Source organism: Allobosea lathyri (assembly GCF_900108245.1).
GTDB classification, from domain to species: domain Bacteria; phylum Pseudomonadota; class Alphaproteobacteria; order Rhizobiales; family Beijerinckiaceae; genus Allobosea; species Allobosea lathyri.
Window position 1 is genome coordinate 341351 of the sequence record NZ_FNUY01000003.1, and the last position, 23381, is coordinate 364731.

The 23381-nt window shown below is 65.0% G+C and carries 24 protein-coding genes; 12 read left to right on the top strand and 12 right to left on the bottom strand.

Annotated elements, in window-relative coordinates; all coding sequences use genetic code 11:
* Nucleotides 1-15: 15 nt before the first annotated feature.
* Entirely contained in the window at nucleotides 16-522 is a 507-nt protein-coding gene (gene fliL / locus C4S73_RS09130) for a flagellar basal body-associated protein FliL (RefSeq protein ID WP_103872438.1), read from the bottom strand.
* A gap of 290 nt (nucleotides 523-812) precedes the next feature.
* Here fliL and flgF point away from each other — a divergent pair, with 290 nt between their 5' ends.
* From flgF to flgH, 4 genes are read left to right on the top strand one after another with little or no spacing between them, the layout of a single operon-like run.
* A complete protein-coding gene (flgF, locus tag C4S73_RS09135) occupies nucleotides 813-1556 on the top strand; it encodes a flagellar basal-body rod protein FlgF (protein WP_103872166.1) in 744 nt (247 codons plus the stop codon).
* A gap of 20 nt (nucleotides 1557-1576) precedes the next feature.
* Nucleotides 1577-2368 (top strand): flagellar basal-body rod protein FlgG, encoded by a 792-nt coding sequence (gene flgG, locus C4S73_RS09140; RefSeq protein WP_103872167.1) that lies wholly within the window; start codon nucleotides 1577-1579, stop codon nucleotides 2366-2368.
* A 15-nt stretch (nucleotides 2369-2383) separates the two neighbouring features.
* Nucleotides 2384-3436: a flagellar basal body P-ring formation chaperone FlgA gene (gene flgA / locus C4S73_RS09145; protein WP_103872168.1), complete on the top strand. Its 1053-nt coding sequence runs from the start codon at nucleotides 2384-2386 to the stop codon at nucleotides 3434-3436.
* Nucleotides 3437-3455: 19 nt separating this feature from the next.
* Complete coding sequence (gene flgH / locus C4S73_RS09150; protein ID WP_103872169.1) at nucleotides 3456-4208, top strand: flagellar basal body L-ring protein FlgH; 753 nt, start codon at nucleotides 3456-3458, stop codon at nucleotides 4206-4208.
* A 268-nt stretch (nucleotides 4209-4476) separates the two neighbouring features.
* Here the strand turns inward: flgH and dksA are convergent, their stop codons facing one another.
* From dksA to C4S73_RS09165, 3 genes are all read right to left on the bottom strand, one after another.
* Nucleotides 4477-4899, bottom strand: coding sequence for an RNA polymerase-binding protein DksA (gene dksA / locus C4S73_RS09155; RefSeq protein ID WP_103872170.1), 423 nt, complete (start codon nucleotides 4897-4899; stop codon nucleotides 4477-4479).
* A gap of 185 nt (nucleotides 4900-5084) precedes the next feature.
* Nucleotides 5085-6044, bottom strand: coding sequence for a hypothetical protein (locus tag C4S73_RS09160; RefSeq protein ID WP_103872171.1), 960 nt, complete (start codon nucleotides 6042-6044; stop codon nucleotides 5085-5087).
* A 43-nt stretch (nucleotides 6045-6087) separates the two neighbouring features.
* Nucleotides 6088-7461: an MBOAT family O-acyltransferase gene (locus tag C4S73_RS09165; protein ID WP_103872172.1), complete on the bottom strand. Its 1374-nt coding sequence runs from the start codon at nucleotides 7459-7461 to the stop codon at nucleotides 6088-6090.
* A 179-nt stretch (nucleotides 7462-7640) separates the two neighbouring features.
* Here C4S73_RS09165 and C4S73_RS09170 point away from each other — a divergent pair, with 179 nt between their 5' ends.
* Genes C4S73_RS09170 through C4S73_RS09185 form a run of 4 tightly spaced genes read left to right on the top strand, consistent with a single transcriptional unit; the run spans nucleotide 7641 to nucleotide 11360 of the window.
* Nucleotides 7641-8333 carry a CerR family C-terminal domain-containing protein gene (locus C4S73_RS09170; protein WP_103872173.1) on the top strand — a complete coding sequence of 231 codons (693 nt, stop codon included), beginning with the start codon at nucleotides 7641-7643 and terminating at the stop codon, nucleotides 8331-8333.
* A complete protein-coding gene (locus tag C4S73_RS09175; protein WP_103872174.1) occupies nucleotides 8330-9289 on the top strand; it encodes an HlyD family secretion protein in 960 nt (319 codons plus the stop codon). The genes C4S73_RS09170 and C4S73_RS09175 overlap by 4 nt, the downstream gene beginning before the upstream one ends.
* Before the next feature lie 20 nt (nucleotides 9290-9309).
* The gene (locus C4S73_RS09180; protein WP_103872439.1) at nucleotides 9310-10227 is read left to right on the top strand and encodes an ABC transporter ATP-binding protein; all 918 of its coding nucleotides are present in this window, start codon (nucleotides 9310-9312) and stop codon (nucleotides 10225-10227) included.
* Complete coding sequence (locus tag C4S73_RS09185; protein ID WP_103872175.1) at nucleotides 10224-11360, top strand: ABC transporter permease; 1137 nt, start codon at nucleotides 10224-10226, stop codon at nucleotides 11358-11360. Before C4S73_RS09180 ends, C4S73_RS09185 begins: the two co-directional genes overlap by 4 nt.
* A 133-nt stretch (nucleotides 11361-11493) precedes the next feature.
* Here the strand turns inward: C4S73_RS09185 and C4S73_RS09190 are convergent, their stop codons facing one another.
* The 5 genes from C4S73_RS09190 to C4S73_RS09210 all read right to left on the bottom strand — a co-directional run bounded on the left by C4S73_RS09190 (nucleotide 11494) and on the right by C4S73_RS09210 (nucleotide 16959).
* Nucleotides 11494-13023, bottom strand: a complete 1530-nt coding sequence (locus tag C4S73_RS09190; protein ID WP_103872440.1) for an acyl-CoA carboxylase subunit beta — start codon at nucleotides 13021-13023, stop codon at nucleotides 11494-11496.
* A gap of 91 nt (nucleotides 13024-13114) precedes the next feature.
* On the bottom strand, nucleotides 13115-13903 hold the full coding sequence (locus C4S73_RS09195) for an ATP12 family chaperone protein (RefSeq protein WP_103872441.1): 789 nt from the start codon (nucleotides 13901-13903) through the stop codon (nucleotides 13115-13117).
* Nucleotides 13904-13957: 54 nt separating this feature from the next.
* Nucleotides 13958-15418, bottom strand: a complete 1461-nt coding sequence (locus C4S73_RS09200) for a methyl-accepting chemotaxis protein (RefSeq protein ID WP_160115705.1) — start codon at nucleotides 15416-15418, stop codon at nucleotides 13958-13960.
* An 11-nt stretch (nucleotides 15419-15429) separates the two neighbouring features.
* A complete protein-coding gene (locus tag C4S73_RS09205; RefSeq protein ID WP_103872177.1) occupies nucleotides 15430-15729 on the bottom strand; it encodes a hypothetical protein in 300 nt (99 codons plus the stop codon).
* Nucleotides 15730-15960: 231 nt separating this feature from the next.
* Nucleotides 15961-16959 carry a P1 family peptidase gene (locus C4S73_RS09210; RefSeq protein WP_103872178.1) on the bottom strand — a complete coding sequence of 333 codons (999 nt, stop codon included), beginning with the start codon at nucleotides 16957-16959 and terminating at the stop codon, nucleotides 15961-15963.
* 219 nt (nucleotides 16960-17178) lie between these two features.
* Here C4S73_RS09210 and C4S73_RS09215 point away from each other — a divergent pair, with 219 nt between their 5' ends.
* Both C4S73_RS09215 and C4S73_RS28170 read left to right on the top strand, forming a co-directional pair.
* Nucleotides 17179-17808 (top strand): Spy/CpxP family protein refolding chaperone, encoded by a 630-nt coding sequence (locus tag C4S73_RS09215; RefSeq protein ID WP_160115706.1) that lies wholly within the window; start codon nucleotides 17179-17181, stop codon nucleotides 17806-17808.
* Between the two features lie 208 nt (nucleotides 17809-18016).
* Nucleotides 18017-18169: a hypothetical protein gene (locus tag C4S73_RS28170; protein ID WP_160115707.1), complete on the top strand. Its 153-nt coding sequence runs from the start codon at nucleotides 18017-18019 to the stop codon at nucleotides 18167-18169.
* A 115-nt stretch (nucleotides 18170-18284) separates the two neighbouring features.
* On the opposite strand, the gene rpsD is transcribed toward C4S73_RS28170, so the two are convergent.
* Nucleotides 18285-18902, bottom strand: a complete 618-nt coding sequence (rpsD, locus tag C4S73_RS09220) for a 30S ribosomal protein S4 (RefSeq protein WP_103872180.1) — start codon at nucleotides 18900-18902, stop codon at nucleotides 18285-18287.
* A 226-nt stretch (nucleotides 18903-19128) separates the two neighbouring features.
* Here rpsD and C4S73_RS09225 point away from each other — a divergent pair, with 226 nt between their 5' ends.
* Nucleotides 19129-20559 carry a hypothetical protein gene (locus C4S73_RS09225; protein WP_146071309.1) on the top strand — a complete coding sequence of 477 codons (1431 nt, stop codon included), beginning with the start codon at nucleotides 19129-19131 and terminating at the stop codon, nucleotides 20557-20559.
* Between the two features lie 10 nt (nucleotides 20560-20569).
* Here C4S73_RS09225 and murI read toward each other — a convergent pair whose 3' ends face one another.
* Nucleotides 20570-21442, bottom strand: a complete 873-nt coding sequence (murI, locus tag C4S73_RS09230; RefSeq protein WP_103872182.1) for a glutamate racemase — start codon at nucleotides 21440-21442, stop codon at nucleotides 20570-20572.
* A 143-nt stretch (nucleotides 21443-21585) separates the two neighbouring features.
* Between murI and C4S73_RS09235 the strand changes: the two genes are divergently transcribed.
* A complete protein-coding gene (locus C4S73_RS09235; protein WP_103872442.1) occupies nucleotides 21586-22512 on the top strand; it encodes a bifunctional helix-turn-helix transcriptional regulator/GNAT family N-acetyltransferase in 927 nt (308 codons plus the stop codon).
* A gap of 186 nt (nucleotides 22513-22698) precedes the next feature.
* On the opposite strand, the gene C4S73_RS09240 is transcribed toward C4S73_RS09235, so the two are convergent.
* A complete protein-coding gene (locus C4S73_RS09240) occupies nucleotides 22699-23199 on the bottom strand; it encodes a hypothetical protein (RefSeq protein WP_103872183.1) in 501 nt (166 codons plus the stop codon).
* Nucleotides 23200-23381: the final 182 nt, after the last annotated feature.

Sequence of the window (23381 nt, forward strand, 5' to 3'; positions counted from 1 at the left end):
GATGCGCCGATGGGCTCACTGCACCAGCAACTCCTTGAACAGCACCGCGTCGACCTTGGCCGGATGGACGGTGACGTTGACGCGGCGCAGCAGCTCTTCCTTCAAGCGGTACATGCCTGCCGAGCCTTCGAGGTCGGAAGGGCGCAGCTCGCGCATGAAGACCTGGAAGGCATCCTCGACGCGCGGCAGCAGCGGCTTGATCTCGTCGGAGACCTTGGCGTCGGCGATCTCCAGCACGACCTTGATCTTGATGATGGGCTGGCGGTCCTGCTGGCCGCCATTCGAGATGCCGATCATCATGTCCTTCATCTCGACGAAGGCTGCGGGCTTCTTGGCCGCCTTGGCCAATTCGGCCGCAGCGAGCTGTTCGGCCGAGGGTTTCTTCAGAAAGAACCAGCCGCCGCCGCCCAGCGCCAGGAGCGCCACGGCGCCGCCGATCATGATCAGCTTCTTCTTGCCGCCCTTTGGTGCGGCTTCGCCCGAGGCGCCCTCTTCGTCAGTCTTCGAGGTCTTCTTCGACATCGCCAGCGCGCCTTGGTCCGGGGCGGGCCGCATGCATGCGCAGCCCCTCTGCAACACCCTGATCAATCACGGTTAACGCCTCGTTAAGGACGGCATTTTTTGCCGGGTCATTCTTGCCCTGGTGTCGCCATCTGCCGAGGAGGAGCTGTGTCGCACCGTTATGGTTACTGCAATGATTACAGAGCCTTGGCGAGATTAACCATGCTGGCACGGCGCTTGCGGCGTTGTCTCTGCGGTGGCTGCGCTGGGGAGCGTCGAAGCGGCCGCGGGATTGATCGGGAGACCTAGCCGTGGAGAACGCGCTTCTCGTCGGCCTGTCGCGTCAGATGGCTCTGGCGCGCGAGCTGGATGTCATCGCCAACAACATGGCGAATGTCGCCACCAATGGCTTCAAGGCGCGTAGCGCGCGCTTCAATGAATTCGTCATGCCGGTCGCCAGCGGCGAGGCCTTCAAGCCGGCCGACCGGCCGATGTCCTATGTCATCGACAAGGGCACGCCGATCGATCTCTCACAAGGCGCCGTCGAAATGACCGGCAACCCGCTCGATGTAGCGCTGCGCGGCGACAACTACCTGGTGGTGCAGACGGCCAATGGCGAGCGCTACACCCGCGCCGGCTCGCTCACCATCAACCAGCAGGGCCAGCTCGTGACGCAGGCCGGGCAGCGGGTTCTCGGCGAGGCCGGCCCCATCCAGTTCGGAGCCAGCGAATTCGACGCCCGCGTCGCTGCCGACGGCACGATCTCGACCGATCAGGGCGCCCGCGGCAAGCTCCGCCAGGTGCGCTTCGCCAACCCCGCCGCGCTGGTCAGCGACGGCGACAACCTGTTTTCATCGACCACCGCGCCGCAGCCTGCCGGCCCGCAGGCGCGGCTGGAGCCCGGTTCAGTCGAACGCTCGAACGTCAGGGCGGTGGTCGAGATGACCCGCCTGATGGAGGTCCAGCGCGCCTATCAGAGCATGGCGAACATGATGTCGAAATCCGACGAGCTGCGCAGCAAGGCGATCTCTCGCCTGGCTGACCAGCAGGCCTAACCCGGAAAGGAGCCAGTCCAATGCGCGCCATGCAGACAGCCGCCACCGGCATGATGGCCCAGGAGATGAACGTTCAGGTCATCTCCAACAACATCGCCAACGTTCGCACCACTGGCTACAAGCGCCAGCGCGTGCACTTCCAGGATCTTCTCTACGAGAACTTCCGCCGCGCCGGCTCGGCCACCTCCGACCAGAACACGCAGGTTCCCGCCGGCACCTTCATCGGGTCGGGCGTCAAGACGGTCTCGACCGGCCGCGTCATGACGCAGGGCAACATCACGCCGACCGAAAAGCCCTACGATCTCGCCATCCGCGGCGAAGGCTTCTTCAAGGTCCGCATGCCCGATGGGCGCACGACCTATTCGCGCGACGGTTCGTTCGATCTCGACTCGCAAGGGCAACTCGTCACCCGCGACGGCTATCAGGTCGAGCCGGGCATCACGGTCCCCAACAATGCCACCAGCGTCAGCGTCAACGCCCAGGGCACGGTCGAGGCTATGCTGCCGGGGCAGACGGCACCGCAGCAGCTCGGGCAGATCCAGCTCTCGCGCTTCGTCAACAAGGTCGGTCTGGAATCGATCGGCGACAACCTGTTCATCGAGACGGCGGCTTCCGGCCAGGCGATCGACGGTGTCGGCGGCGGCGAAGGCTTCGGCACGCTCCAGCAGAACTATCTCGAAGAAGGCAACGTCCAGGCCGTCACGGAGCTGACATCGCTGATCGCGGCGCAGCGCGCCTATGAAATGAACTCCAAGGTCATCACCGCCGCCGACCAGATGATGTCGGCGACGACCCAGATGTTCCGCGGTTAGGGCGGGTAGCGCATCATGATCCGCTCATTCCTTCCCCTTGCCGCGCTGCTCGCCTCGACAGCGGCGTTCGCCGCCCCGCCGCATGCCAGCGAGAGGCCAATGTCGGTCGCGGCTCTTTCGGGCGCCCAGGCTCCCGCAGCACAGGCCGTGCGCAAGCTGCAATTGCGGCCCGAGCTCAACCTGGCCCGCGATCTCATCACATTCGGCGACCTGATCGCCGGGCTCGGTACCGAAGCCGCTGCGATCCCGGCCTTCCGGGCTCCCGCGCTCGGCGAGACCGGAACCATCCAGGTCGCCCGGATCGTCGAGGCGGCACAGGCCGCAGGCGTCGTCCGCGACGCCGGCGATATCGAGGGCCATGGTTTCGCGCAGGTGGTGGTGACCCGCTTGGCGCGCCGCATCATGGCGTCGGATTTCGAGGCTGCCGTAAAGACGGGCCTTCAGGAGCGCTATGGCATCGACGCGCGCATGTTCGCGCTCGCCATCGATGGCGGTGCGCCGGCGGTGGCGGTCGAGCCGGAACTGACCGGCGAGTTCGCGGTGCTGGATCTCACCTTCGATCCGCGCTCGCGGCGGCTGCAGGCACGGCTCGCAGTGCCCGGCAGCATGGCGATGCGGCTGAAGCCCGCGCGTATTTCGGGACAGCTGGTCGAGACGGTCGAGGTCGTGGTGCCCCGCCGGGCGATCGCGCGGGGCGAGACGCTCGGCAAGGGCGACGTCGTCACCGAACGCCGACCACGCGACGGGCAGGGGGCCGAGCTGATCAGCGACGTCCGTGGCGCGATCGACAAGGTCGCCCGCCGCTCGCTGATGGCCGGCATGCCCTTGCGCAGCGGCGACGTGCAGCGCGAGGAAATCGTGGCGAAGGGCGACCTCGTCACCATCGTCTACGAGGCGCCCGGCCTGCTCATCAGCATGCGCGGCCGTGCCAGCGAGGCCGGCGCCATGGGCGATGTCGTCTCCGTCACCAACCCCCAATCCAAACGCGTGCTGCAAGGCACGGTCAGCGGTCCCGGACGGGTTTCCGTCCGCGCGACCTCGGCTGGCCGTGTCGCCAGCGCCCAGTAACCAGTTGCGGAAGCGGATCATGACCACGCAAAGCATCGTCAAACTCTCCGGCGTCATCGCTCTCGGCGTCGCGCTCAGCGCCTGCGGCGCGGCCGATCGCCTGGCCAATGTCGGGCAGGCGCCCGCCCTGTCGCCGATCGAAGACCCGACCGCGACCAAGGGCTACAAGCCCGTGCAGATGCCGATGCCGGCGATGGAGCATGCCTCCTTCGCGCCGAATTCGCTCTGGCGTACGGGTTCGCGCGCCTTCTTCAAGGACCAGCGCGCGCGCCTCGTGGGCGATCTCGTCACCGTCAAGGTCAAGGTCACTGACCGCGCCCAGCTCGACAATACGACCAAGCGCAGCCGCAAGAACGGTGAGGATTTCGGCGCGGAGAACGTCTTCGGCTTCGAGAACAAGGTCGACAAGTTCCTGCCCAACGGCGCCAAGTCGGGCTCGTTGCTGAAGCTCGATTCGGAAGGTTCGAGCGAGGGCTCCGGTTCGGTGCGACGGGCCGAGCAGCTTGCCACCAATGTCGCGGCGGTGGTCACCCAGACGCTGCCGAACGGGAACCTCGTGATCGAGGGCAAGCAGGAAATCCGCGTCAATTTCGAGGTGCGCGAACTCATCGTCGCCGGCGTGATCAGGCCCGAGGATATCGAATCGGACAACACGATCGATTCGAGCAAGATCGCCCAGGCCCGCATCGCCTATGGCGGGCGCGGCCAGATCACCGATGTCCAGCAGCCGCGCTACGGCCAGCAGGTGATGGACATCCTGCTGCCGTTCTGACTGCTCCCGCTCTCAAAATTCCCGATCGAGGCGGAACGCTCCCCGCTCAACTCCGCGTCGATCGGTCAGGCGGTCTCTCCCGAGCCGCATCTCCCCGGCCACCTGCCACGCTCCCCAAGCTTTCACGGCTGGTGGCCAGGAAGCCCCGCGCCTCCCGCGCGGGGCTTTTCCTATCAAGAGAGATTCTGCTCAAGAAGATTTGGCCAAACAAAAAGGCCTCCCGCTTGTGCGGAAGGCCGTCTCATCCGGTGAAGGTTCAGGTGCTCGATCAATCGTCGCGGAAAACGCGCTCGTTGCGCTCGTGGCGCTCCTGCGCTTCCAGCGACAGGGTCGCGATCGGGCGGGCTTCCAGGCGCTTCAGCGAGATCGGCTCGCCGGTCTCCTCGCAATAGCCATATGTGCCTTCATCGATGCGGGCGATCGCCGCTTCGATCTTGGCGATCAGCTTGCGCTGGCGATCACGTGCCCGCAATTCGATCGCGCGGTCGGTCTCGGAAGAGGCGCGATCGGCGATATCGGGGTGGTTCTCGCTTTCGCTCTGCAGGGTGACCAGCGTCCCTCTGGCCTCCTTCAGAATCTCTTCCTTCCAGGCGAACAGCTTGCCGCGAAAATACTCGCGCTGCCGTTCGTTCATGAACGGCTCATCGTCGTTGGGTTTATAGTCGGCGTCGAGAATGATCTGCTTCGACATAGGCGCACTCTCTGAGTTGTCCGTCTTGCCGCGCCCACCGACTATGCCGTGGGAGGGAAGCCGATTTGGCGCCCTTATAGCGGGGGACATCTGCGGGAACAATCGGGTCGACGCCTGTCTTCAACCACTTCCGCGAATACGTGATGAAGCGGCGGGATCAGCCCGGAATCACGCCTGATTGCGCCTTATCGCAGCTTGGCGAGGGCTGCGGCGATGTCGGCCTCGACGAGATCAGCGATGCTCCGGCGATAATGGCTGTGGTCGAAGAACTGATTCGGGTCGTGCAGCTCCGGCCGGTCGACGCGCCAGTCGATCAGGGCCGAGCGCGGTCGCCGGTCCGCCAATTCGGCAAAGGCCTTGCGGCAGGCAGCGTTTGCGGCTGCGTCGGGGCTGCCGGGAACGGGCAAAGCGGTCGCGTAGACAGGCGGCCTCACCAGAATCAGTGCGGTCTCTGCCGGTGCGGTCTTCATCAGGGCTTCGAGCGCGGTTGCAGCGGGGAAGGGACCCGTGCTGTTGCCGCCGCCGCTGGGATTCAGCTGGTTTAGCCTGGCCCGCATTACGGGGTCCACGTCATGGCCCAGCCGGAGATAGTCAGGCTCATAGTTCCAATAGCCATCGGGAGGCGCACGCTCGGCTTTGCGCGACATCAGGAAACTGATCCGCCGCGGGATCTCCTCGAGGATATCGAACCGGAACAGACCGGCCACATAGTCAGCCGGGCTCCGGCTGAACAGCCAGAACGGAAAGGGCTTGTCGTTGGGCAAGGTCGGGTCGGGCGTGCACCAGTATTCGTCGATGCCGACCACGATCGCCTGCGCCGGCTCGCGCCGATGGCGCAGGAACCAGTCGATGAGCGTCAAGATTTCCCTGGGCTTGGTCGCGGGTGCGATCAGCGACACGAAGGGAATGGCGGTCCTGGTCCGCAATTCCTCCGGCGAGATCAACTGGATATGCGAGTTTCCGAAAATGGCGGCGCGAAAAGCAGGGTCGCGCCCCCGGCTCGCGGCCGCCGTGCGTGGGCCTTGCGGGCGCAAGCCGTCCTTGATGGCCAATGGCGAGCGGCCGGTATCATAGGGATCGACCAGGAATGCGATAGCGAGCAGTGCCGCCGAAAACAGCGCTGCCGCGGCCAGGAAGGCACGCACGAAGCGGGTCCAGTCCGCCGCGGACCGGATCGCCCGGGCAGGCTCAGAACTGGAAGTAGATGAATTCATAATTCGCGTCGTCGCCGATTTTCAGCAGGATGATGACGAACAGGATCGCCGCAAGCGCCGCCAGCCAGCGCGCCGGCGGCAGCTTGTGCACCAGCGCCCAGGCAGTGGGCCCGATGATGGCGAAGGCCGCGGCGGGTAGCAATGCACGCCATTTGAAGCCGGTTCCCACCGGAGCCAGCCCCAGCAATCCCTTGTAGATCGTTACCGCCGCCTCGAAGGACGACGCCCGGAAGAGGACCCAGCACAGCGTCACGAACAGGAAGGTCAGGGCCCAGCCGAGCGGCGCGGGCATCGGCAGGCCCGCCCGGCGCCAGAGCAGGGCCGCGATCAGCGCCAGTCCATGTGCGATGCCCCAGGCGACATAGGTCAGCCCCGCGCCGTGCCAGAGGCCACCGAGCGCCATGGTGGCGAACAGCGCCCATACTTGCGTCGGCAGGCCGTGGCGCGAGCCGCCGAGCCAGATGTAGAGGTAATCGCGCAGGAAGCGCGACAGGGTCATGTGCCAGCGCCGCCAGAAATCCTGGATGCTGCGGCTGCGATAGGGCACGTCGAAATTCTGCGGCAGTACGATGCCGAACAGCAGCGCCAGTCCCAGCGCCATGTCGGTATAGCCGGAAAAGTCGAAATAGATCTGGAAGGTGAAGGCCAGCGTGCCCTGCCAGGCCTCGGCCATCGTCACGATCTTGCCCGCGGCGGCGGCGGCGAAAACCGGGTTGGCATATTCGGCGAGAGGGTCGCCCAGCAGCACCTTCTTCGTCAGGCCGGCGGTGAGCAGCAGCAATCCGCGTCCGATCCGCTCGGCCGCGTCCGACCTCAGATAAGGCCGCTCGTCGAACTGGTGCATGATCTCGCGCCAGCGCACGAGCGGACCGGCCAGCACCTGCGGGAAGAAGGCGATGTAGAGCGCGTAACGCACCAGATCGTAGCGCGGAGCCTCTCCGCGCCGCAGGTCGGTGAGATACATGACGTGGTGGAAGGTGAAGAAGGAGATGCCGAGTGGAAGCGCCAGATCCAGCTTCGGAGCGGGCAATCCGGGAATCAATCCAGCGAGATCGGCGAAGAAGTTAAAGTACTTGAACAGCGCGAGGACGGCGAGGTTCAGCACGATCGCCAGCGTGATCAGGCCACCCGCCTTGGTCTTCTGGAAGGCTTCCGCGATGAGCCAGTTCAGCCCGATCGAGAAGGCCAGCAGCGGCAGAAAGCGCCAGTCCCAGTAGCCGTAAAAGGCGAAGGACAGCACCACCAGCACAGGCAGGCGCCATCGCGGCGCAAAACGTTCGGCAAGCCAATGCAGCCCGAGCGCGAGCGGCAGGAAGGCGAGCAGGAAGGCAAAGGAGTTGAACAGCATCAGACGGGATGGGCTTTCAAGGCGAGGGCCGCCTTAACCGAATATCGGCCGGGAGTCATGTCGCGGCTGGCACTAGCGGCATGGGCAGGCCGTATCGACCGCCCAAAACATCGAAATCCGATGATCACCTCCGTCAATCAATCGATTGATTGACGTGGGCGGTCGTGCTATAAAACGTCATGGCTCGAACTCCAAATCTGAACGATGGCGAGCAGACGCGGCAGGCCCTGATCCGCGCAGGCCTCGATCTCTTCGGGCGTCATGGCTTCGATGCGAGCTCGATCCGGGAGATCGCCCAGGCGGCAGGCGTCAACAGTGCGGGCATCGCTTATCATTTCGGCGGCAAGGATGGGCTCAGGCGCGCCTGCGCGGCCTTCATCGTGGAGACGATGCGTGCCCGGCTGCTCGGCGCCGAAATGCCTGCCGAACCTCCTTCCGAACCTCCTTCCGAACCTCCTGCCGAATTGCCGCCGGATTTAGCGCTGGAAATCATCCTGCAGATCATCGACAGGGCGGTCGCCTTCGCTGCCAGAGCTCCGGAAAGCGAGATGATCGCTCGCTTCGTGGTGCGCGAGATGATGGAGCCGACCCCGGCCTTCGAGCTGCTTTATGATGGCTTGGTGGGGCCCGTGCACGGCCGGGTCTGCCGGCTCTGGGGAGCCGCGACAGGGATGGAGCCGGAGGCGCGCGATACCAGGCTCGCCGTCTTCGCGATGATCGGGCAGGTGCTCTATTTCCGGCTGGCCCGGCCTGCCGTGATGCGCCGCATGGAGTGGGAGACGCTCGGCGAGGACGAAGCGCAGGCGATCTCGGCCACCATCCGCCGCGCCGTTCGCGCGACGGTCGTCGCGGCTCGCGGAGCACGCCCATGATCCTCTCATTCCTCTGCTCGATCGGCTTTCTGGCCTCCAGCATCGCCTCCTGCGGCACGTTGCCGGTGCGCATCGTCGGCTATGTCGAGGGCGAGTATGTCCGTCTTGGGCCGATCGACACAGCCCGGATCGAGGGCATCGAGGTCCGGCGCGGCGAGAGGGTGATTGCCGGCAAGGTTGTCGCGACGCTGCAATCCGACGATGCCGTGAACAGCGTCATGGAAAACGAGGCGCAGCTCGTGCAGGCGCAGGCGCAGCTGGCCAATCTCCGGCGCGGCAAGCGCCCCGAGGAGATCGCCGTGATCGAGGCGAACCTGGTCTCGGCCAAGTCGCAGGAGCGCGAGGCCGATCGCGCGCATGACCGTCGCCAGGATCTGTTCCGGCGCGGCGTCTCGACCCAGGCCGATCTCGACCAGGCCCAGACGGCGCGCGATGTAGCGGCCGCACGTGTGCGCGAGATCGCGGCCAATCTCGATGTCGCGCGGCTGCCGGCCCGGGAGGACGAGATCAAGGCGGCGGAGAATCGCGTCGCCCAGACCGATGCGGCCCTTGCCCAGGCGAAATGGCGTCTGTCGCAGCGGCGCCTGATCGCGCCGGCGCCAGGGCGGATCACCGATGTCGTGCGCCGCGTCGGCGAGCTGGCCGGCCCGACCACGCCGGTCCTCACCTTGCTGCCCGACGGGGCGCTCAAGCTGATGGTCTATGTCCCGGAGATGCAGCTTGCCGCGACGACGGTCGGAACCCGGCTCGATGTCCGCTGCGATGGCTGCCCCGCCGGCCTGAGCGCCACCGTCACCTATGTCGCGCAGGAACCGGAGTTCACGCCGCCGGTGATCTATTCGGCCGAGACGCGGCAAAAGCTGGTCTATCTCATCGAGGCGCGGCCCGATGGCGACTCCTCGACCGCGCTTCAGCCTGGCCAGATCGTCGACGTCATGCTGCGGGGGCGCAAGTGAACACGTCCGAGAATGCGCTCGTGAACGCGATCGACGTCCGGGGACTGACCAAGCGTTTCGGCACGCGGACTGTCGTCGACAATGTCGATCTCAGCGTCGCACCGGGTGAAATCGTCGGCTTCCTCGGTCCCAACGGCTCGGGCAAGACCACGACGATCCGGCTGATCTGCGGCCTGCTGACGCCCGATGCCGGCGAGGGCACCGTGCTTGGGCTGGATGTGCGGACCCAGAGCGCCGCCATCAAACGTCAGGTCGGTTACATGACGCAGCGCTTCTCGTTCTACGAGGACCTGACGATCGAGGAGAACCTGACCTTCGTCGCGCGGCTCTATGGCCTGAAGCCGCGAGCCGCCGCAGTCGCCCGAACGCTGGAGGGGCTTGGCCTCAGCTCGCGCAAGGACCAGCTTGCCGGCACTCTGTCGGGCGGCTGGAAGCAGCGGCTGGCGCTGGCAGCCTGCATCATGCACGAGCCCAGGCTGCTGCTGCTTGACGAGCCGACGGCCGGCGTCGATCCGAAAGCGCGCCGCGAATTCTGGGACGAGATCCACCGTCTCGCTGGCGACGGGCTGACCGTGCTGGTCTCGACGCATTACATGGACGAGGCCGAGCGCTGCCACCGCATCGGCTATATCGCCTATGGCCGCATGCTCGCGACGGGAACGGTGGATGAGGTCGTAAGCGGCTCGGGTCTCGTCACCTTCGTCGTCCATGGCTCGCTCAAACCGGCTCAGATCCGGGAGATCGCCGCGGCCGATGGCGTCGAGCAGGTGGCGCCGTTCGGGACGACGCTCCATGTCGTCGGCACGGACCGGGAGAAACTCGAAGCCGCTCTTGCGCCTTTGGCGCAGCAGCCGGACATCAAGGTCGAGCCGGGCGAGACCAGCCTTGAAGACGTCTTCATCAAATTCATGACGGGCGCGCAGGACAGGGCGGCATGAACGCGGCCCTGTCAGCGGGGCGGCTGGGTGCGATCCTCGCCAAGGAGTTCGTGCAGATGCGGCGCGACCGCATCACCTTCGCGATGATGCTGGTCGTGCCGATCGTCCAGCTGCTGCTGTTCGGCTTCGCGATCAACAACGATCCGAAGGGACTGCCGGCCGCGATCCTGGCGCTGGGGCAGGACCGCTACACCCGCGCCGTGGTCTCGGCGCTCGAGGTCTCCGGCTATTACCGCTTCGAGAGGCGGCCGGAGAGCGCGGCGGAGGCAGAGAGCCTGATGGCGCGCGGAGCAATCTCGTTCCTCGTGACGATTCCCAGCGATTTCGGCACGCGTGTGGAACGTGCCGACGCACCGCGCATCCTGGTCGAGGCGGATGCGACCGATCCCGCGGCATCGAGCGGAGCGGTGGCCTCGCTCCAGACCGTCGCCAACCGGGCTCTGCTGCGCGCGCAGGGGCTTCAGGCGGCGACCAAAGAACAAGACGAAGGTTCTCTCTCCTTCGTCGTGCACCGCCGCTACAATCCCGAGGGCATTACCCAATACAATATCGTGCCCGGCCTGCTCGGCGTGATCCTGCAGATGACCATGGTGATGATGACCGCGATGGCGCTGACCCGCGAGATCGAGCGCGGCACGATGGAGAACCTGCTGGCCATGCCGGCGACGGCGAGCGAGATCATGCTCGGCAAGGTTCTGCCCTATCTCGCGGTGGGCTGCGTGCAGGTCGCGGTGGTCCTCAGCGCCGCGAAGCTGCTCTTCGGCGTGCCTTTTCTCGGCGGGCTGGCGCTGCTGCTCGGTTCGGTGCTGATCTTCGTGCTGGCGCTGGTCCTGCTCGGCTACACTATTTCGACGGTGGCACGCACGCAGCTCCAGGCGATGCAACTGACCTTCTTCTTCTTCCTGCCGTCGCTGCTGTTGTCTGGCTTTATGTTCCCCTTCGCCGGCATGCCCGGATGGGCGCAAAGCCTGGGCGAACTCTTCCCCCTGACGCATTTCCTGCGCGTTATCCGCGCGATCATGCTGAAAGGCGCGGGGCTCGACGATGTCGGCCGGGAGGTGTTTTACCTCGCCGTCTTCGTTCCGGCCTATGCCGGGCTCGCGTTGATGCGCTTCAGGAGCACGCTGGATTGAGCGGGTTTTTAGGCCGTCATTCTCGGGCGGAGCGAAGCGCAGACCCGAGAATCTCCTGACGAGAAGGCGCGGGCTCGCCGCTCATTCGGCCGGAGATGCTCAGGCCGAGCCCGAGCATGACGTGCCCGTGAGGTCACAATGGAATGTTGTCGTGCTTGCGCCAGGGGCGTTCGACATTCTTGGTCCGGAGCATCGCCAGCGCGCGCGCGATCCGGCGCCGTGTCGAATGCGGCATGATGACTTCGTCGATATAGCCGCGCTCGGCAGCAACGAAGGGCGACATGAAACGGTCTTCGTATTCTTTCGTCTGCCGCGCGATGGTCTCCGCATCGCCGCCGCGGAAGATGATCTCGACCGCGCCCTTGGCGCCCATCACCGCGATCTGCGCGGTCGGCCAGGCATAGTTCACGTCCGCGCCGATATGTTTTGAGGCCATCACGTCATAGGCGCCGCCAAAGGCCTTGCGTGTAATGACGGTGACCAGCGGCACGGTGCACTCGCTATAGGCGAAGAGCAGCTTGGCGCCGTGCTTGATCAGGCCGCCATATTCCTGCGCCGTACCCGGCAGGAAACCGGGGACGTCGACCAGCGTCACGATCGGGATCTCGAAGGCGTCGCAATAGCGCACGAAGCGGGCGGCTTTCCGCGAGGCATCGGAATCAAGCACGCCGGCCAGCACCATCGGCTGGTTGGCGACGACGCCGACAGTGCGGCCCTCGATGCGGCCGAAGCCCGTGACGATATTGCCGGCATAGGCAGCTTGAATCTCGAAGAAATCGCCCTCGTCGAGCGTCTTCAGGATCAGCTCCTTGATGTCGTAGGGCTTGTTCGGGTTGTCCGGGACCAGCGTGTCCAAGCTCATGTCGACACGATCGGGCACATCGAATGACGGCCATTCCGGCACGCCGACCGTGTTGTTGGCGGGCAGGAAGTCGATCAGCCGGCGCACCTGCAGGAGTGCCTCGACATCATTCTCGAAGGAGCCGTCCGCCACCGAGGACTTGCTCGTATGCACCTTGGCGCCGCCGAGCTCCTCGGAGGTCACGGTCTCGTTGGTGACGGTCTTCACCACTTCGGGGCCGGTCACGAACATGTAGCTGGTGTCGCGGACCATGAAGATGAAATCGGTCATGGCCGGCGAGTAGACGTCGCCGCCGGCGCAGGGGCCCATGATCACGGAGATCTGCGGAATCACGCCGGAAGCCGCGACATTGCGCTTGAAGACCTCGCCATAGCCGCCGAGCGCCGCGACGCCCTCCTGGATGCGGGCTCCGCCGGCATCGAACAGGCCGACGATGGGCGCGCGCATCTTCAGCGCCATGTCCTGGATCTTCGTGATCTTCTGGGCATGGGTTTCGGACAGCGAACCGCCGAATACCGTGAAATCCTTGGAGAAGACGAAGACGGTGCGGCCATTGACCGTGCCCCAGCCGGTAACGACGCCGTCGCCGGGGATCTTGTCGGCCTTGTCCATGCCGAAATCGACGCAGCGATGCTGCACGAACATGTCGAACTCCTCGAAGGAGTCGCGGTCTAGCAGCAGTTCGATCCGCTCGCGCGCGGAGAGCTTGCCGCGCTTGTGCTGGGCCGCGATGCGCCGCTCGCCGCCGCCCTGGCGCGCGCCCTCGCGACGATCTTCGAGCTGTTCGAGAATATCTTTCATGGCGGGCGCCCCGGAGCCGACGAAATGTCTCTGCATCCCGGATTAAGCGGCGCGGCCGCTCAAGTCCACCGGCCGGTCGTTCAGCTTTTGGCTAACCGTGTTTCAACAACAGCACGGCGGCATCGAATTCGCCGCGCCGGATGACGCGCCGCTCGGCTGCTTCCTCGTCCTGGCCCCAGATGCCGATCTGGTAGTCCTCGTCGAGATGCGCCGCGTTCCAGGCTGCGTCCGCATCGAGATGGCCATCGGCAAGCGCCAGCATCACCAGTGCCGAGCCCGTCAGGGTCATGACATTATGCGCGCCGGCGAGCGCCAGCGGCGCCGGGATCGCGTCGACATGGCCGGCGAAAGCCTCCAGCGTGCCCGCAGGCTGCTCGGCGAAGATGACGCCCTGCGTGAGGGTGAAGCGCGCGCCGATCAGCGTCTCGACATGCTGGCGGATCGGCTCCCAGACCTCTTCCTGGCGCGCGACCAGCGCCTCGGGCTCGGACGCGCGGTAACAGAGCGCATCACTGCCGGCATAGCGCACGATTTCGGCCCGCACCGCCAGGTGCTGGTCGGCGACCCCGTCGAGAGCCGAATTGACCAGCCGGGTGAGGGGCATGTGCGCGGGATCGACGCGCTCGGCCTGGGCCTGCCATTCGGCTGCCAGCGCCTCGGCGACGGGACGCGAGCCGACCGCGAGCGGATTGCGGGCGGGCGTGCGCGCCGTCTTGCCGTCGAGCGCGACATGGAAAAGCCCGTCGCGCTCGAGAACGGTGGCGGTTTCGTAGAAGCGCTTGGGCAGCTTGTTGCGCATCGCCGATTGTGCGGCGGCGACTGGATCGGGCTGGCTTGCGCCGGGCGCGCCGAAGCGGGCGAGGAATGCATCGGTGGACATGGCACGCCAATAGCGCATTTCCGCTCATGCGGAAATCGGCCTTCGCGTCGCGCCTCAGGCGGCGCGGATGCGGCCGAGGAACTGCGCCACTTCGACGTCGAGATGCGCCGATTGCCGGGCAAGTTCATCGGCAGATTCGGCGACGTAGTTCGCGGCCTGTCCCGTTTCGGCGGCGACGCGGCTGACGATTTCGATATTGCTCGATATCGTCACGGCCTCGTTGGCGGTGACCTGGATGTTGCGTGTGATCCCGGCCGTCGCGGCGTTCTGCTGCTCCATGACGACCGCCACCGCAGCCGACATCTGGTTCAGGGAGCCGATCGTGAGGTTCATGATGTCGATGGCGCGGCTGGCGTCCTCGCTCGAACGGCGCATGGCCGCGATCTCGCCCTGAATCTCCTCGGTGGCCTGCGAGGTCTGGTTTGCCAGCGCCTTGACCTCATGCGCGACCACGGCAAAGCCGCTGCCCAGCTTGCCGACGCGGGCAGCCTCGATGGCGGCGTTGAGCGCCAGCAGGTCCGTCTGTTTGGCGATCGTCGAGATCGTCCCGACGATATTGCCGACATCGTCAGCCTTTCTCGACAGGCGATCGACAGTTTCGAGCACCGTCCGGGCCTTGGCGGTGGTTGCCTCGACGATCCGGGCGCTTTCGGCGATCTGCCTGTCGATTTCCCCGATCGATGTTACCAGCTCGGCGGTCGCATGGGTCACAGCCACGACATTGGCCGAGGTGTGGTTCGACGAGGTGGCCGCAGCGCCGGAGCGTTCCGCAACCTCCGTTGCTCCCGCCATCATCTGTTGCGAGGCGGAGCGGAGCGTCTGAACCGACGCGCTCACATCCCTGGCGATGCCGGCAACCTTGTTCTCGAAATCGTCGGCGACCGCGCGCAGCATGCTCTGGCGCTCGATGGCGGCCTTCTGCGTCGTCGTCGCGACCTCGTTGCGGGCCTCTTCCGCGACCAGTCTGGCTGCGGTCGCTGCCCGCCGCTCGGTCTCGGAGGCGACCAGGGCGACCCTGAGATAGTGCACGATCCAGCTCAGCGCCGAGGCTTGTACGATGACGATGACGGCGTGGAGCAGGACACGGCCGGCGCCGTTTCCGTTCGGAAAGACACCCTCGGGATAGGCGATGCTCAGGGCGCTGTGATGGGCTGCAATCGCGATCGTCGCCGTAATGAAGATGCGCCAGTCGAGCCAGCCTGCGAGCACCGCCAGCATGGCAAAGAAGTACATGTGCATGTCGGACTGGTAGGGGTGCCCCGCGAAGGCATAGACCAGAAGCATCACCTGACCCATCGCGGTGATGGAGCTGACCTGTCGGGTCAGCCATTCAGTGCCCAGGCTGCGCCAGAGCAGGGTCGTCAGGGCGGCCAATGCAGCGCTGCAGCCGACGAGCAGATTGGCATTGTCGGCGCCCATGACATGAGCGGCGAATGCCAGAAGCCCCGTATTGAGCCAGATCAGTGCAACCAGCACACAGGCGAAACGCGCGCGCAGACCGTGGATGTCGGTCATGTCCGCGTTCGTCATGATCTGCCCATGCACAGGCGTGCCAGGGCTGCGTTGGCAACGAGCCACGCCCCGGAGCGGTAGAGCTCGGCGACGTAGTCGGGCTGTTGGCCGATGCTGATGACGAGAGACGGCGTGTCGCCGAATTCGAGCAGGCTGCCTCCAGATCGCCCGATCGCGGCCGAGGCCTCGGCTGCGGATATTCCGGTTGGGAAGAACGAGGCGACGGGGCGGCCGGGAATGGGCCAGGCGGCAACGAGAAATGCCGCTATGGCCACGAAAAGGCTGAAAAAGGCGCCGAAGATAATCTCGCGCATGCCGTGAAACTCTCGATGATCGAGTGCTGTCAGCGTGAATCAACGAAATACAAGAGCGATATTCAACGTAATATGCCGGCTCCGGACTTGCCAATCAGTAAATATTTTCAAGTGTTTGTTGCCTGTTGTGGGACTGTCTCAACGGCATGCCAAGTGCTCGCTTCGGGAGAGTGCTCGCTCTGGGAGAGTGCTCGCTCCGGGAGAGTGCTCGCTCGGGCTAATTGGATGTGGTCATTCGCCATGCCTGTCGCGCCAGGCTGGTCTTGCTCCGGCAAAGGGCAGGGCGGTCGCGGCATGAACGCCGCGCGCGATCGCGCGTGACAGGACATCGGCCGCCGTCGCGCACAGTTCCGTCAGCGCATAGGCGTCCGATGGTGCGCCGCTATGGCCGGTGGCCGCAGCGAAGACGACGTCGCCGTCGAGCGGGGCATGAGCGGGCCGCAAGGCCCGCGCCAACCCGTCATGGGCCGCCATTGCCATCCGCCTGGCCTGCGCCTTGGTCAATACGGCGTCGGTCGCGACCAGCGCGATCGTGGTGTTCTGGCCAGTCCCACCCTTGAAGCGCAGTGCCGTATCCCCCGGCGTGATTGCGCCTGGCCAACCAAGGCCTCCGAATTCGCCTTCGCGCTCGAAGGGGGCCGCCCAGAAATGCGGGCCGTCCCCGATCGTGGCAGTGCCGACCGCATTGACCGCGACCAGCGCGCCAACGATCTGGCCGGTGGCGGCACGCGCGCTGGCCGAGCCGATTCCGCCTTTCAGATTGACGGTGGTCGCGCCGTAACCGGCGCCAGCCGTGCCGAGCGCGAAATCGTCTGCTGCCTGCGAGGCGGCGATCGTGCCGAGCCGGCGATAGGGGGCTTCCTCGCCGCCGCGCGCCCAAGGTTTGGCGCCGCCATTGGCAAGATCGAAGAGTATGGCCTGCGGCACGATAGGAATGCGCAGCTGGCCGACCGGGAAGCCCCGGCCCTGGCCCGCCAGCCAGGACATCACGCCATCAGCCGCCGCCAAGCCCCAGGCCGAGCCCCCCGAAAGCACGATGGCGTCGACATGCTCGACGGTCATCTCCGGCGCCAGCAGGGCAGTGTCGCGTGTGCCGGGCGCGCCGCCGAGCACGGCGACGGAGGCGATGGTCGGGCGATCGAACAATGCGACGGTCACGCCGGTTGCGGCGGCCGCGTCATGCGCCTGCCCGACGCGCAGGCCTTTGACGTCCGTGATGAGGTTGCGCATGGGCGAATGCGGATGGGAAAACGAATCGGACGGCGGCGCCGGCCCGCTTCCGCCACATTACGATCTTTTCATGCTTGCGCCATCACCGGGTCACTGCGACGCGACCATCGTGTGATCAGCGCTAACCGGCTTCGAGACCCGCTCGGCGACTGAATGGACGACCCCATCTATCCTGGACGACCTCATCTATATCCTGGACGACTTCTTGGGAGATTTTGCATGAAACGTATCGCCCTCATTGCCGCGTCCTCGATTGCGGCCCTCACAGCGACTTTCGCGATCGCCCAGCCGCAGCCGCTTCCCTCTCCGGGAGGCGACCGCGACAGTTCACGCCAGGAGCGCTCCGAAACCCGCGAGCAGCGCCGCAGCGAATGGCGCGAGCGTCGCGCCGAGCAGGCTCAGGCCCGCATGACGGAGCGCCTGGCCAAGCTGCGCGCCGACATGAAGCTGAAGCCCGAGCAGGTGCCGCTTTTCGACACCGTGGAAAGCCTGGTGAAGAAGCGGGCCGAGGCGCGTCGCTCGACCTGGCCCGCGATGCGCGAACAGCGCGAGAACTTCCGCCATGCCGACATCATGGAACGGCTCGACATGATGGCGACCCGTCAGGGCGAACGCGCGGCGCGCTCCAAGGAACTGGCCGATGCGGTTCGTCCGCTCTGGGTGACGCTCAGCGACGAGCAGAAGACGGTAGCGCGACGTTCCATTCGCGAGGCGATGGCTGAAGGTCACGAGCGTTTCCGGGAGATGCGCGAGCGCTGGGACGATCGCCGGGGTGGCCGCGACCAGAATGACGACGACGACCATGGGCCGCGCCGCGGGCGCGACGAATGGCGCGACCGTCGCGGCTGATAACCGGCTCCGGCTTCCAACGGATCGAGGGCGGCTCTCGCGAGCCGCCCTTTTTCGTGACGTTCCAGCCAGCGGACATGATTGCCGGATTGCGAAGGTAAATCCGGATTCCTGAACAGGTAAACGGATCTTTACCACAGTTGTTCAAATTGGATTCATACTCTGGCGTTTACCTCTTGGCAGTAACTTCGGCGAAGGAGGTTAAGCCATGAAGAGCACATGGTTGACGTGGATGATGCGGGGCTTCATCGCCTCGGTTTTCCTGTTGTGCCTGTTTGGCCCCTATGGCCTGTCGATCCTGATCGCTTGCTTCGGGGCCGGCTGCTATTTCTTCCGCGACGAGGCTGGCTCGCATTTGTAATGCGAGTCGTGCGGGTGATCCCGCATGATCGGCTCAAATGAAAAAGGGCGGCTCCTGCGAGCCGCCCTTTCTTGATTCCGATCAGAGCCTTGCGGCTCGATCCTAAGCTTCCGGATCAGCGCGAGTAGAACTCGATGACCAGGTTCGGTTCCATCTGCACCGCATAGGGCACGTCCGTCAGGGTCGGGGTGCGGGTGAAGGTGGCGGTCGACTTGTTGTGGTCGGTGTCGAGATAATCGGGCACGTCGCGCTCGGCGAGCTGGGCCGACTCGATCACGATGGCGAGCTGGCGGGAGCTCTCCTTGATCGCGATCACGTCGCCCGGCTTGACCTGGTAGGACGCGATGTTGACGCGCTTGCCGTTGACCGTGACGTGGCCGTGGTTGACGAACTGACGGGCAGCGAAGACCGTCGGCACGAACTTGGCGCGGTAGATCACGGCGTCCAGGCGACGCTCGAGCAGGCCGATCAGGTTCTCGCCCGAATCGCCCTTGAGACGGATCGCCTCGGCGTAATAACGGCGGAACTGCTTCTCGGAGATCGAGCCGTAATAGCCCTTGAGCTTCTGCTTGGCGCGCAGCTGGGTGCCGAAGTCGGACGGCTTGCCCTTGCGGCGCTGGCCGTGCTGGCCGGGGCCGTATTCACGACGGTTGACCGGGGACTTCGGACGGCCCCAGATGTTCTGACCGAGGCGGCGGTCAATCTTGTATTTCGCCTCATGACGCTTCGACATATCGCGTGTCCTCTAGGTTCGCGAGTTGAGGACCGCGCCCTCCTGTCCCCGCTTCCGGGGCGACAGATCCAGCTCTTTACGAGCAGATCACGGGTGCGGAAAAAGCCACGCGGGCCTTTTGGGCCCGCGCGACGCCGGCTTAGAACCATGCGAGCTGCCCAAAGTCAACACGAGAGCGCTGCTTGCGCGTAAGCGGATCTTCACAAGGGGCTGATAACGACGTCTCATGACCGAGGCGAGCCCACGTAATGTCAATGCCGCGCAAATCGTCTCTACGTGTACCATGCCAGTGGTCGGCGCCCTGCTGTTCGTAGCCTTTGGTGTCGTCGAACGCGCTCAAGTCGATCCGTCGGCATCGCTTTTTTCGGATACTTCATTTTCGCGCCTGCCCGACGTCTGGTATCCGGCGCTCATTATTTTCGGGTGCTTGCACGCGTTAGGACATCTGGTTTGCCACCGTGGTGAATTGATTCCGCGCGCACTCGGGACATTCCTATTTCTTCTTCCGTTCGCTTTCCTCAACCTCATAAATGCCCCGGTAACATTTGGAATGTTTGTTGGGACGCTGCTGGGCGTAACGCTGCTGGGCGTAACGCTGATCGGCATAGTCATAGCCGTTCCTGTCGCCATTGCGGCGGCCGGTGCCTTTTCCGGATTCCTGCTCTTCCTTCCGCTGTACATTGCCTCCGGTCTCATGATGCGCGATGAGCCACGGGAAATCGCAGTGTCGTGGAAGGCCTATATTGGCGGAGGCATTTTTGCCGCTCTTGTCTTCTCCAGCGCGTTCGGTGTCTTCGGCCCAGCTTCGACGCCGCGCATCGGCGTCGGCCGAAGCGTAATAGATCCTGCCGATCTAAACGCGGCTTGGCTTTACGTCAGTCTTGCAATTGCTCTGTGCTGCAGCGGTTTTTGTCTTGGGTCGATGCGCTTCTGGGAAAAGAGAAGCCGCTCAGCGATGTGGCTTCTTGCAATTTGGTTTCTCGCGCCAGTCGCCGTCGTGATCACTCTGACAGGTTCGGCTCTGGAAGCTCTTGCGAGCAGCCCGATCTACCGCACGGTGGTCGCGACAGAACCCCTGAACAGACTTTCCTTGTTCTTCAGGGAAGGCGCCCCGCGTCGATCCGAGCCACTTCATTTCAAGGCGGGCGAATGGTTGATGCCACGCGAGCGACTCGCGCTCGTCCACTATGTGAACGGCTCTCCTTTCGCGACGCGCTTGATGATCCGTCCTCGGCCGGAGGATGTCGTTACGGGCGAAATCGAGGTTTCACAGCTTTCGCGTAGCCCGGACGACGCTCGGGCGAGTTGGCTCGGGACGTCCGCTTGCGATCTCGATAAAGGGCGCCTGCTGTTGCTTTGCCAGAGTGACGGTCCTAAGGCCCGTATTCGCGGGACTCGTTCCTATTTTCCGCAATCGTCTCGCGTGATTGAGGTCGATAGCGAGAGCCCGGCACGCGACATGCGGTACGATGCGTTCTGGCCGCAAAACTGCACAGTCCGCTTGTTGGATGTGGGTTCGCTCGGCTTTAGCGCGGAATTCAAGATCAACTGCGCCCAGCGGCTTTCATGGCGGCAGATCGCGATCGGCGTTGAAAATGATCTCGCGTCTTCCTACCGCCGTAAGAGCGGGTCTGCTGAGCAGTCCGCCAGCCAGTAAGCCAACTCACCTACGCCTGTGCCAGCGACATCGGCTCGATTGCGACCTGGGCCAGTCCGTAGCCGGCCAGCGCGATCCGCAGCGGGCCGGTGATGCCGCTGCCGCTGGTGAAGACCGCCACGGCATCGCCGGCAGCTGCCGGGCCGGTTGAGCCGGTGGGGGCGAGAAGTTGCGTCACCCGCCGTGCGATGGCAGGGGCGGGGTCGATCCATTCGACCTGCCAGGGCGCGACCCGTTTCATCCGCTCCAGCAGCAGCGGGTAATGCGTGCAGGACAGCGTGACGACGTCCGTCCGCCTGCCGGCGCGTTCGACGAAGCAGGGGGTAATCTCGGTCAGGATCGCGCCATCGTCGACGGCTTCGCCCTTGAGCGCGGCCTCCGCCAGCCCGGCGAGCCGGGTCGAGCCGACCAGCGTGACGTCGCAAGCGCCAGCATAGGTCTCGATCAGCCCGCGCGTGTAATCGCGTGCAACGGTGCCGGGCGTCGCCAACACCGAGATCAGCCCGGTCTTGGTCGATGCTGCCGCTGGCTTGATCGCCGGCACGGTGCCCACGAAAGGAATGCTGAAGCGCGCGCGGAGCGCCGGCAGGACCAGCGTCGATGCGGTATTGCAGGCGATCACCGCGAGATCGGGATGAAAGCGTGCCGTCAGCCGCTGCATCACGGCCAGGACACGCTCGACCAGTTCCGCTTCGGACAGGCGGCCATAGGGAAACCCGGCATCATCGGCCGCGTAGACGATGCGGGCGCCCGGATGGGCCTGGGTCGTCCGCGCCAGCACGGTGAGGCCGCCGAGGCCTGAATCGAAAACGAGGATGGTGGGCTGGCGCTGGGGCATCGCAACCGTGCGATAGGCCGTTCCAGCGAGAAGGTCGACCTGCATTGGTTTTGTCCGCGGGGACGAGGGCGAAGCGCCGATTGCGCCAGACAGGGGTTAAGGGAAGGTCAACGAAGCCTCCGCTTGGGCGCTCAAATTTAGTTGACTCTGTCCATTATCTTGATCGATCCTTGGAAATGGAGGTCGCGATGACAGATATCGATGCAGCCGCCGTCGCAGCGATTCGCCGTTTCAACCGCTTTCATACGCGCTGGATCGGCGCGCTGGGCGGCAGCCTGCACGGGTCGGGCTTTGCCCTGACGGAGGCGCGCGTGCTCTATGAGTTGGCGCAGCGCGATGGCTGGCTTGCAGGCGAGCTGGCGCGGAATCTGGGACTGGACCCGGCCTATCTCTCACGCATCCTCCAACGCTTCGCCGTCTCCGGCTGGCTGGAGCGCGAACGCTTGCCGGAGGATGGCCGGGCGCTGAGTCTGCGGCTGACGCAGGCGGGCAGGGCAGCTTTCAAGTCGCTCGACGAGGCATCGCGGCAGCAGGCGGCGGCGCTCGTCGCCAGGCTCGCGCCGACCTCGAAGGCGCGGCTCGTCTCGGCGCTGGGCGATGCGCAGTCGCTGCTTTCAGGCGGCGCGAGCCCGGTGGTGAAGCCGATCATCCGGGAGCATCGACCAGGTGACATCGGTTGGGTGGTGTCGGCCCATGGCCGGCTCTATGCCGAGGATTATGGCTGGGACATCAGCTTCGAGGGGTTCGTCGCGGAGATCGCGGCGCAGTTCCTGCGGGATTTCAAGCCGCTGAAGGAGTGTTGCCGGATTGCCGAACGCGACGGCGCGCCTGTGGGCTCGGCCTTTGTGGTGCGGGATTCGGATGAGGTCGCCAAGCTGAGGTTGGTGATCGTCGAGAAGCGCGCACAGGGTCTGGGACTGGGCAAGGCGCTGGTTCGCGAGGCGATCGATTTTGCCCGCTCCGCCGGTTATCGCCGCATGGTGCTTTGGACCAACGACATTCTGCATGCCGCGCGCGCGATCTATGTCGCGGAGGGGTTCGGGCTGGTGGCCGAGGAGAGCCACCACTCCTTCGGGCAGGATCTGGTGGGGCAGAACTGGGAGCTCGAACTTTAGCGCATTTCCCGTTCGGTTGGTCATCCCGGGCGCAGCGCAGCGGAGACCCGGGATCCATTCCTGAGCCTTGACGATAGACGTTCTGGAATGGATCCCGGATCGGCGCCGCTATGCGGCTTGTCCGGGATGACCAGCCCTCCAAAGGACCGTAAACGCGAAATTATTGAGAACGATGCTTTCGCCCTGTCAGGGCAGAATGACGTTGATGGTCCGGTCGGCACCCAGCTTCAAGGCTGGCGGCGTGCCCGCGCGATCGGGCACGATCTTGTACTTCGCCAGCGGCCCGTCCGCATACTCGGTCATCAGTTTGATGCGCTCGCGCTCGCGGCTCGAGACCAAGCGGCTTTCGCCGAGATTGTCGAAATCGCCCCGACGTCTTGCTCCGCGTCCACCGGAGAACACGAGGACCCTCTTCGGCAGCACGACGATGTCGCCCCGGCGCAAGGTCGGATCGGTCAGATACCAGTCCGGAAACTCTTCTGGGTTGATCGGCGTGGCCAATTTGGGCGGAGTTTCGGCGTAGCTCTTGGGCTTCGATGCTCGGGGCTTAGCGTCCCTGTTCGGGCGAACCGTCATTTCCAGGGGCGTTTCGATGCGGGGAGGCCGTGGAGCGCCGAAGAGCATTTCCAGCAAGCCGGCCTGAGCCTGCGAGGATGCCACTGTGATGCCCGCAAGCGCACCGATCATTACGGCCAGATTTCGAGACTTCACTACGCTCTCCACCGAAACCCGTTTTGCCACCCGGACTGGTCGCCACCGCGCCGCTCTTCGAGCATTCGAGTAAGGCTGCCGTGCGAGCGACGCTAGTCCTCGCTTTCCGGGTGGTTAAACGTTCGATACGTCGCCGAGGTTCCCGCGAAACATCCGGC